At 56.3% G+C, this 14,098-nt stretch carries 12 protein-coding genes and 1 pseudogene; 10 read left to right on the forward strand and 3 right to left on the reverse strand.

All coding sequences use genetic code 11. The features are described from left to right. Positions 1 to 95 precede the first annotated feature (95 nt). Positions 96 to 1,130 carry a LacI family DNA-binding transcriptional regulator gene (locus EPE01S_RS01090; protein ID WP_062742722.1) on the reverse strand — a complete coding sequence of 345 codons (1,035 nt, stop codon included), beginning with the start codon at positions 1,128 to 1,130 and terminating at the stop codon, positions 96 to 98. 233 nt (positions 1,131 to 1,363) lie between these two features. Between EPE01S_RS01090 and EPE01S_RS01095 the strand changes: the two genes are divergently transcribed. From EPE01S_RS01095 to EPE01S_RS01115, 5 genes are all read left to right on the forward strand, one after another. Then, on the forward strand, positions 1,364 to 2,392 hold the full coding sequence (locus EPE01S_RS01095; RefSeq protein WP_062742723.1) for an ABC transporter substrate-binding protein: 1,029 nt from the start codon (positions 1,364 to 1,366) through the stop codon (positions 2,390 to 2,392). A gap of 60 nt (positions 2,393 to 2,452) precedes the next feature. Then, a complete protein-coding gene (locus tag EPE01S_RS01100) occupies positions 2,453 to 4,684 on the forward strand; it encodes an ABC transporter permease (RefSeq protein ID WP_062743087.1) in 2,232 nt (743 codons plus the stop codon). Further along, positions 4,681 to 5,742, forward strand: a complete 1,062-nt coding sequence (locus tag EPE01S_RS01105) for an ABC transporter ATP-binding protein (RefSeq protein ID WP_062742724.1) — start codon at positions 4,681 to 4,683, stop codon at positions 5,740 to 5,742. The genes EPE01S_RS01100 and EPE01S_RS01105 overlap by 4 nt, the downstream gene beginning before the upstream one ends. Before the next feature lie 23 nt (positions 5,743 to 5,765). Continuing rightward, complete coding sequence (locus EPE01S_RS01110) at positions 5,766 to 6,554, forward strand: inositol monophosphatase family protein (protein WP_062742725.1); 789 nt, start codon at positions 5,766 to 5,768, stop codon at positions 6,552 to 6,554. A 1,042-nt stretch (positions 6,555 to 7,596) separates the two neighbouring features. Further along, positions 7,597 to 8,559 (forward strand): DUF6402 family protein, encoded by a 963-nt coding sequence (locus tag EPE01S_RS01115; RefSeq protein ID WP_062742726.1) that lies wholly within the window; start codon positions 7,597 to 7,599, stop codon positions 8,557 to 8,559. On the opposite strand, the gene EPE01S_RS01120 is transcribed toward EPE01S_RS01115, so the two are convergent. Together EPE01S_RS01120 and EPE01S_RS23855 are read right to left on the reverse strand one after the other, a co-directional pair. Further along, on the reverse strand, positions 8,549 to 8,932 hold the full coding sequence (locus EPE01S_RS01120; protein ID WP_062742727.1) for a hypothetical protein: 384 nt from the start codon (positions 8,930 to 8,932) through the stop codon (positions 8,549 to 8,551). The genes EPE01S_RS01115 and EPE01S_RS01120 overlap by 11 nt on opposite strands. A 173-nt stretch (positions 8,933 to 9,105) precedes the next feature. Then, a pseudogene (locus EPE01S_RS23855) lies at positions 9,106 to 9,217 on the reverse strand (IS630 family transposase); the annotation flags it as partial. 527 nt (positions 9,218 to 9,744) lie between these two features. Between EPE01S_RS23855 and EPE01S_RS01125 the strand changes: the two are divergent. From EPE01S_RS01125 to pyk, 5 genes are all read left to right on the forward strand, one after another. Then, positions 9,745 to 10,068 (forward strand): antibiotic biosynthesis monooxygenase family protein, encoded by a 324-nt coding sequence (locus tag EPE01S_RS01125; protein ID WP_062742728.1) that lies wholly within the window; start codon positions 9,745 to 9,747, stop codon positions 10,066 to 10,068. Next, a complete protein-coding gene (locus tag EPE01S_RS01130) occupies positions 10,061 to 10,453 on the forward strand; it encodes a hypothetical protein (protein WP_062742729.1) in 393 nt (130 codons plus the stop codon). The genes EPE01S_RS01125 and EPE01S_RS01130 overlap by 8 nt, the downstream gene beginning before the upstream one ends. Before the next feature lie 2 nt (positions 10,454 to 10,455). Further along, entirely contained in the window at positions 10,456 to 11,157 is a 702-nt protein-coding gene (locus EPE01S_RS01135) for an ArsR/SmtB family transcription factor (RefSeq protein WP_062742730.1), read from the forward strand. A 198-nt stretch (positions 11,158 to 11,355) separates the two neighbouring features. Beyond that, positions 11,356 to 12,501 (forward strand): glycerate kinase family protein, encoded by a 1,146-nt coding sequence (locus tag EPE01S_RS01140; RefSeq protein WP_062742731.1) that lies wholly within the window; start codon positions 11,356 to 11,358, stop codon positions 12,499 to 12,501. Positions 12,502 to 12,573: 72 nt separating this feature from the next. Next, the gene (pyk, locus tag EPE01S_RS01145) at positions 12,574 to 14,016 is read left to right on the forward strand and encodes a pyruvate kinase (RefSeq protein WP_062742732.1); all 1,443 of its coding nucleotides are present in this window, start codon (positions 12,574 to 12,576) and stop codon (positions 14,014 to 14,016) included. Positions 14,017 to 14,098 lie beyond the last annotated feature (82 nt).

Genomic DNA, 14,098 nt, shown 5'->3' on the forward strand with positions numbered 1-14,098 from the left:
CGTCAGCAGCACGTTCTGCGGGGGGGTAAACCACAGCGGCACCCGGAGAGTGGGGAGCGGGAGGTGCCCACACGGAATGTCCGTGTGTTGTCCGGTTACCCGCCGCGTATCGTCCCACGCCAGATAAAGTCCGCGTGATACATCCGCGTTTCACCCGGCATCTCCTGCTCCAGCGCCGGGGGCTGGCTGTCTTCACGCCGCTCCTCACTCACCAGCCAGGCAACCGAGTCGCGGGCAAACTGTTCGACCGGCTGCGTAAAGGTGGTCAGATGATAGGAGGACCAGGCCGCCTGGGGAATATCATCGTAACCCGCCACGCAGAGATCGTCGGGAATACGCAGCGAGAAGCGGTGACGCGCCTCATCCATAAACCCGCACGCCAGCAGATCGGTGACGCAGAATACCGCCTGCGGGCGGTCGCGGCGGGTCAGCAGACGATGTGCGAGGATCTGCCCGCTCTCGTACGAGGTGGTACCGAAACGTTCCACGCTCACCTTCATACCCGCGGCAACGGCGGCCTGGATAAACCCATTTTCACGCGCCATCAGGCTGGGCGTTCCCGCCAGCGAGTTGGCAAAGGCCACGTGCTGGCAGCCCGCCCGGGCAAAGGCCATCACCACCCGGCTGGCTGCCTCTCCGTTATCAAGATTGATACTCAGTGATCCCGGCAGCACGTCGTCACGGTTAATCAGTACCAGACGCTGCCCGTGCTTATGACACAGCCGTGCGATGGCGCTTTCCGGCATCCCGGAGAGCACAAACGAGGCGTCTGCGCGGAAGTTAATCGCCTGCTGCAACGCCTGAGACACGCTGTCATCGGAGCGGTCAGTATTGATGAGCATGGCAATTTTCCCCGCTTCCTGCAGGTGCTGGGTGACCAGCCGTACCAGGCTGGCACGATACGGGGTCGCCAGATCCGAGACAATCAGGCAGACGATACCACTGCGGTTACTTACCAGACCTCGCGCCAGATGATTAACGTGATAGCCCAGGGCTTCGGCCGCCTGCATCACCCTTTTACGCGTGGCTGCCGATACGCTGGCTCCCGGCGTAAAGGTTCGTGAGACCGCCGAACGGGATACCCCCGCCCGCTCGGCGACGTCTTTCGCACTGACTGCTGCTTTTTCCATGGTTTTACGTTGTCCGCAGGGTTGACCTGCTGTGAGTCTGTCGCACTTTGCACGGCTGTGCAATTATTTATGTTGTGTAATTGTTTCATTTTTGTGACGCAGCAACTGAATTGCATCACAGCACGATTGACAGGGTAATTATTAACCATTAATTAATTGCACACACGTGCAAAACATATGCACATAAAAACCGGCGACAACGTATCGCCGACCCTACACCGAAGGAGAACACCATGCATCGCATCACTCTGATGGCGGTCATCGCCGCCGGCTCTGCGCTCACCGCCCTGCCGGCTCAGGCCGCAGAAAAGCTGAATATGATCTGCTCCGCCGATGTGGTTGTCTGTGAACAGATGACCAACCTGTTCGAAAAACAGCACCCGGATATCAAAGTCAGTATGGTGCGCCTCTCCGCAGGGGAAGCCTACGCCCGTATCCGCACCGAAGCCCGCAACCCGCGCACCGATATCTGGTGGGCAGGCACCGGTGACCCGCATATGCAGGCCGCCGATGAAGGCCTCACTCAGGCCTATCAGTCCCCGCTGCTCGACCAGCAGCAGGACTGGGCGCGCAAGCAGGCGGAAAGCGCACAGTACCGTACCGTCGGCGTGTATGCCGGGGCGCTGGGCTGGGGTTACAACACCAAACTGGTCGCAGAGAAAAAACACAAAGCCCCGGCATGCTGGGCCGACCTGCTGGACCCGTCGTGGAAAGGGGAAATCCAGATGGCTAATCCGAACTCCTCCGGTACGGCCTACAATACGCTGGCCACGCTGGTGCAGATCATGGGCGAAGAGAAAGCCTTCGACTATCTGAAAAAACTCAACGCCAATATCTCTCAGTACACGAAATCCGGCTCGGCTCCGGTGAAAGCGGCCGCACGCGGCGAAACCACCATCGGCATCGTCTTTATGCATGATGCCGTCGCTATGCAGGTGGATGGCTTCCCGATCAAAGCCGTCGCCCCCTGTGAAGGCACCGGCTATGAGATCGGTTCGATGTCAATCGTGAAAGGCGCGCGAAACCTGAAGACCGCCAAAGTGTGGTACGACTGGGCGCTGAGTGCTGACGCGCAGTCCCATATGAAAGACGCTAAATCCTTCCAGCTCCCGTCGAACAAAAATGCGGCCATCTCTGAATATGCCCCGCGCTTCGAAAACATCAAACTGATCGACTACGACTTTAAAACCTATGGCGACTCGACTAAACGCAAAGCCCTGCTCAGCCGCTGGGACAAAGAGATCGGTGCCAGCGCACAATAATCCCGCCCCCTCCCCCTCCCGCCCTGGCGGGAGGCAGAGCAATGAACGATCGAGGTCATGATGAATGCTCAAAACCGCCGCCTGAACGGGGCTTTAGCGCTGGGCGCATTTGCCATCCTGCTGTTGCCCTGGTACAGCCTGGAAGCCGGTTTTTTCGATTTTAGCTGGGTGACAACCCTCTGGATGGATCGCGACAGCGCACCGGCCCTGTGGCAGATTGCGCTGTTCCAGCGTCCGTGGCTGGCTGTCGCCGTGCTGATGCTGCTGACCGCCGGGCTGGGCCGCCTGCTGCCCGTCGGCAATAAGCGCAGCGTGCTGATCATGGGGGCCGCGACCGCTGGCGTCCTGTTCCTGCTGTTTGAAGGCCATGCTATCGGCTATACCGGCTGGAACTGGCTGTGGAGCGAACAGCTGTTTGGCGCACTCAGCGACGGGCAGCCTGCCTTTGGTGCCGGAGCGATTCTGCTGCTGACCACCTTTTTGCTGCTGTTCTCGTTTGCGCTGGCAGAGCGCGGCGTGCTGCGCGGTGACGCCTTTGTGGTGGCCGCCATCGTGCTGCTGGTGGCGCTGGTTACCACCTTCGTGCTGTATCCGGTACTGAGCATGTTTGTCGCCTCAGTACAGGACGTGGACGGTTCCTTTAAACCGGACGGGATGATCGCCAGTATTCAGGATCCGGCGATCTGGAGCCTCGGCTGCCTGACCGGCAGCGGCGGCTGTGGCACCGCCTGGCGCACGCTGTGGCTGGCGCTGATGACCGCCGGAGGCTCAACGCTGCTCGGTCTGGCCTTTGCACTGGCGGCAACCCGTACGCCGCTGCCGTTTAAAAAAGCGCTGCGCATGCTGACCGTGCTGCCCATTATCACGCCGCCGTTTGTTATTGGCCTCGCGCTGATGCTGCTGTTCGGTCGCGCTGGCGTGGTCACCGAGCTGCTGGCAACGCTGTTTAGCATCGAACCGGGTCGCTGGCTGTACGGGCTGACCGGCATCTGGATAGCCCAGGTGCTGTCGTTTACGCCCATCGCCTTCCTGGTGCTGATTGGCGTGGTCGAAGGCGTCAGCCCGTCGCTGGAAGAAGCCTCCCAGACGCTGCGCGCTAACCGCTGGCGCACCTTCCGCTATGTGTCCCTGCCGCTGATGGCCCCGGGGCTGGCCAATGCGTTCCTGATCAGCTTTATCGAGAGTATGGCCGACTTCGGCAATCCAATGGTGCTGGGCGGCAGCCACGGCGTACTGTCGACGGAGATCTTCTTCTCGGTGGTCGGGGCGCAGAACGACCCGAGCCGGGCGGCGGTGCTGGCAATGATCCTGCTGTGCTTCACCCTCAGCGCCTTTATTCTCCAGCGCCTGTGGCTGTCGGGTAAAAACTTTGCCACCGTCACCGGCAAAGGAGACTCCGGCCAGCACTGCGGGCTGCCGCGCGCGCTGCGCTACGGCGTCTATGCGCTGGTGATCCCGTGGGGCCTGTTTACCCTGGTGATCTACGGCATGATTCTGATTGGCGGCTTTGTGCAGTCGTGGGGCCTGGACAGCAGCCTGACGCTGGCGCACTACGCCCGGGCCTTTGGCTTCCACTGGGGCGAAGGGCAAATGGTCTGGACCGGCGTGGCCTGGAACTCGTTCTGGACCACGATGGAGATTGCCCTGATCGCCGCGCCACTGACTGCCATCGTTGGCCTGCTGACTGCCTGGCTGATCGTGCGGCAGAAGTTTGCCGGACGTCAGACCTTCGAGTTTATGCTGATGCTCAGTTTTGCCATTCCCGGCACGGTCATTGGCGTCAGCTACATCATGGCCTACAACCTGCCGCCGCTGGAGATCACCGGGACCGCGCTGATCCTCGTGGCGTGCTTTGTCTTCCGTAACATGCCGGTGGGCGTGCGCGGCGGGATTGCCGCGATGAGCCAGCTCGACCGCAGCCTGGATGAAGCCTCGCTGACGCTGGGGGCCAGCAGCTTCCGCACGCTGCGGAAGGTGATCCTGCCGCTGCTGAAACCAGCGATCAGCGCCGCGCTGGTGTATGCCTTCGTCCGCGCGATCACCTCCATCAGCGCAGTGATTTTCCTTGTCAGCGCGCAGTACAACATGGCCACCTCGTACATCGTAGGCCTGGTCGAAAACGGAGAATACGGCGTAGCTATCGCCTACTCCTCCGTTCTTATTGTGGTGATGCTGGCAGTGATTATCACTTTCCAGCTGCTGGTCGGTGAACGCCGCCTGCGCCGCGCCACCCGCATTGCTGCAGCCCCGGTGGCCACGCCCCCGGCTTTACATCAGGAGAGTGCCGTATGACGACCATTCGCTCAGGCTCGGTGGTATTTGACAATGTCACCAAACAGTTTGCCGATTTTAACGCCCTGCCCGGCCTGTCGATGACCGTGGAGCCGGGCACGCTGGTGACGCTGCTCGGGCCCAGCGGCTGCGGCAAAACCACCACGCTGCGCCTGCTGGCCGGGCTGGAGCACCCCACCTCCGGGCGGATTCTGATTGGCGGTAAGGATGTCACCCATCTGCCCGCCAACGAGCGCGACGTGGCGATGGTGTTTCAGTCTTATGCCCTCTTCCCGCACATGAACGCGCTGGATAACGTGATGTACGGCCTGCTGTCCGGCGGGCTGTCCAAAAAAGAGGCGCAGGATCGCGCCCGTGAAGGGCTGAAGCTGGTCGGGCTGGAGAGCATGGGCCAGCGCTTACCGGCGGAGCTGTCGGGTGGCCAGCAGCAGCGTATCGCCGTAGCGCGTGCGCTGGTGCTGGAGCCGCAGGTGCTGCTGCTGGACGAACCGCTTTCTAACCTGGATGAACGCCTGCGCCGCCGCGTGCGCACCGAGATCCGCGACCTGCAGCAGCGCCTGGGCTTTACGGCGGTGTACGTTACCCACGATCAGGAAGAGGCACTGGCGGTTTCCGATAAGATAATTGTCATGAAAGAGGGGCATATTGCCCAACAGGGTGCGCCGCAGGAGCTGTATCAGTCGCCCGCCTCGGTGTTTATCGCTGATTTTATGGGCGAAGCCAATATCCTGCCCTGCGATATTCGCCGGATAGAAGGCAATGAAGCCGTAGTGGCTCTGGGCAACCGCGAGTATCGCGTTCCCGGTGCTCACGCCCGCCCCGGATCGGCGCAGCTGTCGGTGCGGCCGCAGTTTATTACGCTGCGTACCGATCCGACCGGGGCGCTTAACGGCGAAGTCACCCACAGCACCTGGCTGGGGGATCATATTGAATATGAAGTTCAGACCGCGCTGGGCGCACTGTTTATTATCGATGTACAGATGGAAGGCCAGCTGGCACCGGGCACCGGTGTCGCCGTGGATTTCAAACCTCAGGGTCTGGCGCTGATTGCCCAGTGAACCCTCTTTAATAAGGACTGCATATGAGTGACGATATTTCCCGCCGCCTGGCGCTGGCCGAACGGGTGGCACGCGAGGCTGGCGCTAAAGCGCTGGACTTTTTTAACCGTCGCGACCAGCTGGTGATTGAAACAAAACGCGATGCCCAGGATGTGGTGTCGATTGCCGATCGCGACGTTGAGCAGCTGATCAGCGGGCAGATTGCCGCTGCCTTCCCGGAAGACGGTTTTCTCGGTGAAGAGTTCGGCTTAAAGGCGGGTCAGTCGGGTTTCACCTGGGTGGTGGATCCGATTGACGGCACCAGCCCGTTTGTTAACGGCATGCCGAACTGGTGCGTATCGATTGCGGTGATTGCCGGCGGTGAGCCGGTGATTGGGGTGATTATGGCCCCGTGTCAGCAGGAGTGCTTTGTCGCTGCCCGTGGCCAGGGCGCAACGCTCAACGGCAGGCCGCTGCGCGTGGACCCGGCGCGTACCATGCAGAACCACGTCACCGGTTTTGGTGCCAACAGCTATGTCACCCCGGAGCGGGTGGGTGAAATTGCCGCCGGGATTATCGCCGTCGGCGGTAATTTCTTCCGTAACGGGTCAGGAGCGATGATGCTGGCTTATGTGGCTGCCGGACGCCTGGTCGGCTATTACGAACCTTATATGCACGCCTGGGACTGCCTGGCGGGTTACTGCCTGGTCAGTGAAGCTGGCGGCTGGACGCACCCGTTCAACACCGAGGGTGACCACCTGCTGCGCGGAGCGCCGGTGCTGGCGGTGGCACCGGGAGCCAGAGACGATCTGCTGAGGATTGCCCGGCTTTAATATTTTTCCCGCAGCGCTATCAGCGCGATAGCGCTGCGGTTGTCTATTCTAATAACGCTAATATTTAACAAGCCCAGAGTTTGAAATAAAAAATAAGACATTCTTCACATTAGTTTTAAAATGGACTTTATATTGATACTGCCTTATATATCACAATGTTAAATTAACTTCATTGTAACGATATAATTTACAGAATCACTTCCCCTCACAAAGCAGACCTTCATGAACAAAATTATTATTAAATCCACTTTCAATGACATTCATCCCGTAGTGATAACTCTGTTTTGCGTTGGAATTACCACATCACCTTACCATCCATCCTTTATAAGATTATAAACACCTTGCACCAGTGATAATTGAATACAACTCAAAGGAGTGTAGAAGTGGACATTATCTCTTCATCTAAACCCACCACTAAGCTAATCAAAAATAAGGAATCACTTACCAGACTCCCATCGAGAGGCTTATGACATGATGCGCTATGCTATCTGGACGGGTGACACAACCACACACGGCGGGATCCTCACTGAGGGGGAACCCACTAACACCTGGGGAGAAAAAAATTCATCACACAATGCAGTATTAGTCGGTCATAAATTTTGATGCCCTACATGTCAATGCTGGTCAAAATTTATTGAAGGAACGAACCGTTATCGAGTCCAGGGTAAACAACGTGTACTTGAGGGACATTCAACATCCTGTGGCGCTGTCGCCATTCATCGGCTTGGATTTAGCTATCGGATAGAAGAAACCACTGAAAGTTTTGCAGCATCGAAAATTCGAAGAAGAAATCAATTAAGGGTGCAGGCTCGAAAAAACCAACAGACTGACGGTGGATATTCCCACCGCTTCACCATTAACAATCACTCCCACCACCCCGTAGAGTATCTTATATACAGTGACGGGAATCTACTTGATATTGGCACAGCGACAAAAAGCAAGTTCAGTTGCCGAACTTCCTCAGTGGTTAATTTATCTGAATCTAAAAAAATACACCTGGCGATCAAAGCCCCTCGCCCAGCCTTAAAATAAGGAGTGTTATATGACTGTCAGGATCAATCTTGGCCCATACAACGCACTCGAAAAAGATACATTCTTTTTGATTGAGTCGCAAAAAACCAGACCCAACGGCCGGAGTTCGTCTTCCGAGGTTAATATCGAACCATTGAAGATTACTGATATTCCGGCAGCTATGAGGAAGATGGGATGGAGTAAGTCAGCAGCGCTCATGACACGCTGGCTTAAGTCCCCGGCATGGAAATGTCCTGAAGCGTGGCAGACATTGCCAAAGGGTCTTTATCTACCGGATGAGCACTGTGATGACATGACAATAAAAATGTCATGGCTTATGCAATATCCTTACGCAAAGAAATCAGCTGAAGAACTGATACGAAAGCGAGCTTTCTCACCTGCTGGCCTGCGTATGATCGCTGACAGATTGAAACTTCTTGGATGGGATGGGCAAAATTCATACATCTTTGGAAGACGCAATATTCTTGATCGCCCAGGCATGTCAGCAAGAGAACTGGAGCAATATTATCAAAATAATTACCTTGCGGTCGGAGATAATGCCGTCACCCACGTACTGTTTGATACGATTGACGATGTATTCGGCTCACTTGGGACGTACAACATGAAATGTGCCGTAATAGGTACCGCATTTCGTGATTCTGACGGAAAAGTTTACATTGAATCAGAATATGTTGGGGTATATGTCAAAGATTTTTATGATTTTAACAACGATGATGGCTCAGATCAGCGTCTGGGTTTTTGGACAAAAGACAGTATCCTCACGCGAGGCGGGTCAGCCGCTGCGGCTATAAATGGTATGAACGTATACAGCGGTAAGAATGTGCTCAAAGTCGCTGATGTGCGTAATTCAGATTTTCTTGCCTTCAGAGAAACGACTGGATTAGGAGGGGATTTTGTCGTGTTCTCCGATGTAGATTGGGTAAAAATAAAATCAACTCATCTGTTACCGTGGGAAGACGCCCTTAACCAATAACAGGTCGTGCGACGTCCATCAGCGAGTGATAGACCATATATGTTGCGGTGGACAGGTAAAGAAAAAGGCAGCAAAAAAATCTTTTCTTGTCCCCTATATTTGCAATAGCACTGAACAACCAGCCAATCAGAAACATTCCTGTTCCATAGATAGCGCCTGTTAAAGGGGTAATACTCCCTAGTCCACTCAAAGTACCTTCATAGGAATCCATCACTCCATAGAACAAGACTGGCATTGCTAATAGCAACGGAGAGATCAGGAGCATTTGAGCATGACCCCACCGTTTTATCCTGAAAAAAAATCGCGTTACTTCACTTAGCGTAATGGCGAACATGCAGCCAAAAAAAATTGCAACAAAAGAGTCAAAAAACATAACATTACCTCCTGTATAAACTGTTATATCCTTAGTGGTTGAGCATATCATTTAGATTGGAAAATGTATGCTGTAACTTCCCATTAAAACCAACTACGGCTTTGGGTTTATTTAATAGTAACCGTTCAGTTTATTCCAAAATCAATTCCCGGTCTTGCTGACGGAGTTTTTTGCCAGTCTGCACCGATTTTTGGATTCCAATCGATATCCACCTCATTCTCATAAAAACGGGGTTGCTGGCTGAATTTTTTCTTATGCATCAGTGATTGACGCCATTTTTTCTTCCAGAATAGAATTTAAAATAGCAAGTAGTTTTGTTATCACCTCATGTTTAGGATTAGGATCTATGGTATCAAGAGTCGTTTACCCCTCAAGAGTATTGATGGTAGAGTTCCCTGTAATTTATTGGATAATGAGTCATTTAGGCAACCTGAACCTTTTCTACTTTTTAGTAAAAACACCATTAAACCATTTATGAGAGCATTTTTAATTCTAAAAAAAATCATTTGATGCTGTTCTTGATAACTTCATCAATATTCTAGAGAGATCATGATCAACATGCTGATAAAGTTTGGACCCATGATTTTTCATTTTGTAGAGCAATCGTTGTTTGGTGAAAAAAGACAAGAACTCAGGCTCGATAAAACATTAATAATCCGTGATTCGCTTCTCCCTCTGAAACTCCATTTTATTCCCTGAACACACCCTTGCAGTAAAACGCAGCGTCCCCTCCATCCACGTTTCGTTCCTCACCGAAGTATTCATATTTATACGCAGTAAAGTGGCCTCTCCCCTGCTACGAGAGCGTACTGATGATCGCCGTCCTTTTTGAAGCCGAAATAAGCCCTGACGGGCAAACACGTTACCTGCATCTGGCCGCAGAACTGAAACCGCTGCTGGAGGAGATTGACGGGTTTATCGCCATCGAACGTTTTCGCAGCCTGGCCTGCGAAGACCGGATCCTGTCACTGTCCTGGTGGCGGGATGAAGCCGCCGTACTGGCCTGGAAAGAGAATATTTTCCACCAGGCTGCACAGCGTGAAGGTCGCGAGTCGATCTTCTCTTATTACCGCATCCGCATTGCTCAGGTAGTGCGCGACTACGCCTCTGATACGCAAGGACTACAGCATGTTTGATCTCCATATCCTGTTACCCAATACTCCCGGGGCCCTCGCCGCCCTGGCTGGCCTGCTGGGGCGCAACGGCATCGGGCTGGAAGGCGGCGGTGTATTCAGCGCCGGCGAGGTCAGCCATGCCCATTTTCTGGTGGAAGAAGGCCCACGTGCGCGTCAGGTGCTTGAGGCGGCGGGATTTCAGGTAGAGAATGTCTGCCAGCCGCTGATCCGCAAGCTGCCGCAGCTTCGCCCGGGGGAACTGGGCGAGATTGCCGCCGCGCTGGCCGGGGCCGGAGTCTCCGTTTGCACGCAGTACAGCGATCATGCTAATCAGTTAATCCTGGTGACGGATAACCCCGCCGTCGCCGAACGCGTGACCCGACCCTGGGCCGTAACAGCAGAGTGAATATGCAGAAACTGACGGTAGTCACCGATGATGAACCCCTGCTGGAGTCGGCTATGGTCGCCGTGGCGGCGGCCCTGGCCGAGACATCCCGGGTCAGAATGCTCTGTGCCTTAATGGACGGGCGGGCGTGGACGGCTACCGAGTTAAGCGCGGCGGCCGGTGTCGCCTCGTCCACCGCCAGCGCCCACCTGGCGCGACTGGTACAGAGTCAGCTGATCGTCTGCCTGTCCCAGGGGCGGCACCGCTACTACCGGCTGGCGGGCAGTGATATTGCGCAGCTGATTGAAACCATGATGGGTGTCTCATGGCGGCGCGTCCCCGGCCCGGTATCCCGTACCCCACTTGATATGCGTTTTGCCCGGACCTGTTACGACCATCTGGCGGGAGAAGTGGCAGTACAGATTTATGATGCCATGCTCAGGGAACAGTGGCTGAGCGATGATGGCGAGGCGCTGACCGCCGCTGGCAGAGTGAAACTGGCGGACATGGGGATCCCACCAGAGGCGGCCACGCGGCGTAAAAACTGCTGCGCCTGTCTGGACTGGAGTGAGCGATGCTTTCACGTGGGCGGCTACGTGGGGGCCGCACTGTTTCAGCACGGCGAAAAACAGGGCTGGCTGACGCGAACACCTGGCTATCGGGTGGTGACGCTGACGGCAAAAGGCCGCTTACAGCTGAATAAACACTTTTCTCTTTCCCTGTAATTTATTCTCTTTTCTGTTCTGACAGCCCTCCACGCCGGGTAAACGGGCTGTCGTCTGCGGCTCCCTGCGCCCGCCTGACCCTGTCCTGCCGTATGATCCCACGGGCAGCCACCGGGGCGTTTATTGACATTCCTCCGGCAACGTATGACGCTGATCATCATCCTCCCCACGATTTGCAGATTAAAATAAGGCTCCCGGATGAAAAAGACCTTTGTATTAGCCCCTGACTCCTTTAAAGAGAGCATGACCGCAAAGCAGGTCTGCATCGCGATGGAAACCGGACTCAGACGCGTCTTCCCTGATGCCCGCTATCTTCACGTTCCCATGGCAGACGGCGGCGAAGGCACCACCCAGTCGCTGATTGATGCCACCGGCGGACAGCTGATTTCGCTTTCGGTGACCGGCCCGCTCGGGACCCCGGTCACCGCCTGCTTCGGCATCATGGGCCGGGGGGATACCGCGGTGATTGAGATGGCCTCGGCCAGCGGCATTCATTATGTGGATCAGCACACCCGCAATCCGCTGCTGACCACCAGCCGGGGCACCGGAGAGCTGATCCTGGCCTGCCTCGATCGCGGCATTAAAAAAATCATTCTCGGGCTGGGCGGCAGCGCCACCAACGACGGCGGTGCGGGGATGGCGGAGGCGCTGGGTGTCGGCTTTTTCGATCGCCAGGGCAACCGGCTGCCAGCGGGAGGCGGCGGGCTGGGCGCGCTGCATCATATTGATATCACCGCGCTGGACAGCAGGCTGGCCGGTGTCGACATTCAGGTGGCCTGCGATGTGACCAGCCCGCTGTGCGGCCCCGAAGGCGCATCCGCCGTCTTCGGGCCGCAAAAAGGAGCCACCCCGGAGATGGTCGCCCTGCTGGATCGCAACCTGGCACACTACGCGGCAGTTGTGTCACAGCAGTTGGGTAAGGATGTGGCCACCCTGCCCGGCGCAGGTGCCGCTGGCGGCCTGGGGGCCGGACTGATGGCGTTTACCCCCTGCACGCTGCGTAAAGGAATTGACATTGTTGTCGAGTACAGTGGCCTGAGCGACAAAATGGCCGGCGCCGATTTTTGCTTCACCGGTGAGGGCCGTATTGACAGCCAGACCCGTTTTGGCAAAACGCCTTACGGCGTGGCCCGGATTGCCAGCCAGCATAATGTGCCGGTGATTGCCGTGGCAGGCAGTATTGGCGATGATGTGGCGTCACTCTATGACACAGGTATTGATGCGATTTTCGGTATTATTCCGCACGCGGCGGATATTCATTCGCTGATGCAGGAAGGCCAGCAAAATATGGCGCGCACCTGCGAAAACATTGGCCGTTTAATTAAAAAAACCACTGCAAGCTGACTTCACACCCCGCGCCGCCTGATCCGTCAGCGAGCCGGGGCGCTAACATGAAATTTAACCAAGGATGTGATCATGTCTGAAGTATTAAGACGCACGAAAATTGTTGCCACCTTAGGCCCCGCGACCGATCGTAACAATAACCTCGAGAAAATAATCCAGGCCGGGGCCAACGTCGTCAGGCTGAATTTCTCTCACGGCTCCGCCGATGACCATATTGCCCGCGCACAGCAGGTCCGCGATGTCGCCCACCGCCTTGGCCGTCAGGTGGCGATTTTAGGCGATCTTCAGGGGCCGAAGATCCGCGTTTCGACCTTTAAAGAAGGTAAGGCGATGCTGACGGTGGGCGAGGTGTTTATCCTCGATGCACAGCTGGAAAAAGGGCTGGGTGATAACCAGCGCGTCGGCATCGACTATAAATCCCTGCCGGGCGACGTGGTGCCCGGCGATATCTTACTGCTGGACGACGGCCGCATTCAGCTGCGCGTGCAGCGCGTGGCGGGTAGCGAAATTTTCACCGTGATTACCGTCGGCGGAGTGTTATCCAATAACAAAGGGGTGAATAAGCTGGGCGGTGGGCTGTCCGCCGATGCCCTGACCGAAAAGGACAAAGCCGATATTCTCACTGCCGCCAGAATGAACGTCGACTATCTGGCCGTGTCGTTTCCACGCAGCGGGGAAGACCTTCGCCTCACCCGTCGGCTGGCGCGGGAAGCGGGCTGTAAGGCGCTGATTGTGGCGAAAGTGGAGCGCGCCGAAGTGGTCGCCAGCGAGGAAAGCATGGATGATATGATCCTCGCCTCGGACGTGATTATGGTGGCGCGCGGCGATCTGGGCGTCGAAATTGGCGATGCCGCACTGGTCGCGGTGCAGAAACGCCTGATTGCCCGCTCCCGTCAGCTTAACCGCGTGGTGATCACCGCGACCCAGATGATGGAGTCGATGATCACCAATCCGATGCCCACCCGCGCAGAGGTGATGGACGTGGCGAACGCCGTTCTCGACGGCACCGATGCCGTTATGCTCTCAGCGGAAAGCGCCGCAGGCAGCTTCCCGGTAGAGGCGGTAACCGCCATGCATAACGTCTGCCTGGGGGCAGAACGGGTGCCCGGCACGACAACCTCTAAACACCGTCTGGAGGTTGAGTTCAGCAATATCGAAGAGATGACGGCGATGTCTGCCATGTACGCCGCTAACCACCTGACCGGCGTTAAAGCGGTGATTGCCATGACCGAGTCGGGACGGACAGCAAGGATGATGTCACGTATCACCTCACCTCTGCCGATCTTCGCCCTCTCCCGCCATCAGGCCACGCTGAATCTCACCGCGATGTACCGTGGCGTGACGCCAGTGCTGTTTAACGGTCATGCCGAAGGGGTGCAGTCGGCGCAGGACGCGATTGCCGTGCTGCGAGAGGCAGGTTATCTGAATTCAGGGGATCTGGTCGTGCTGTCGCAGGGGGACAGCGTCGGGCAGGTTGGCAGCGCGAATACCTGCCGCATCTGTCTTGTTGACTGAAAAAGATAAGGGCCGATCGGAGAAAGATCGGCCCTTCAGGTTCAGGCTGGCCGGCTGTTTCGGTCAGCCCGCGTGATACAGC

Origin of the sequence: Erwinia persicina NBRC 102418 (assembly GCF_001571305.1) — a bacterium.
Lineage (GTDB): Bacteria > Pseudomonadota > Gammaproteobacteria > Enterobacterales > Enterobacteriaceae > Erwinia > Erwinia persicina.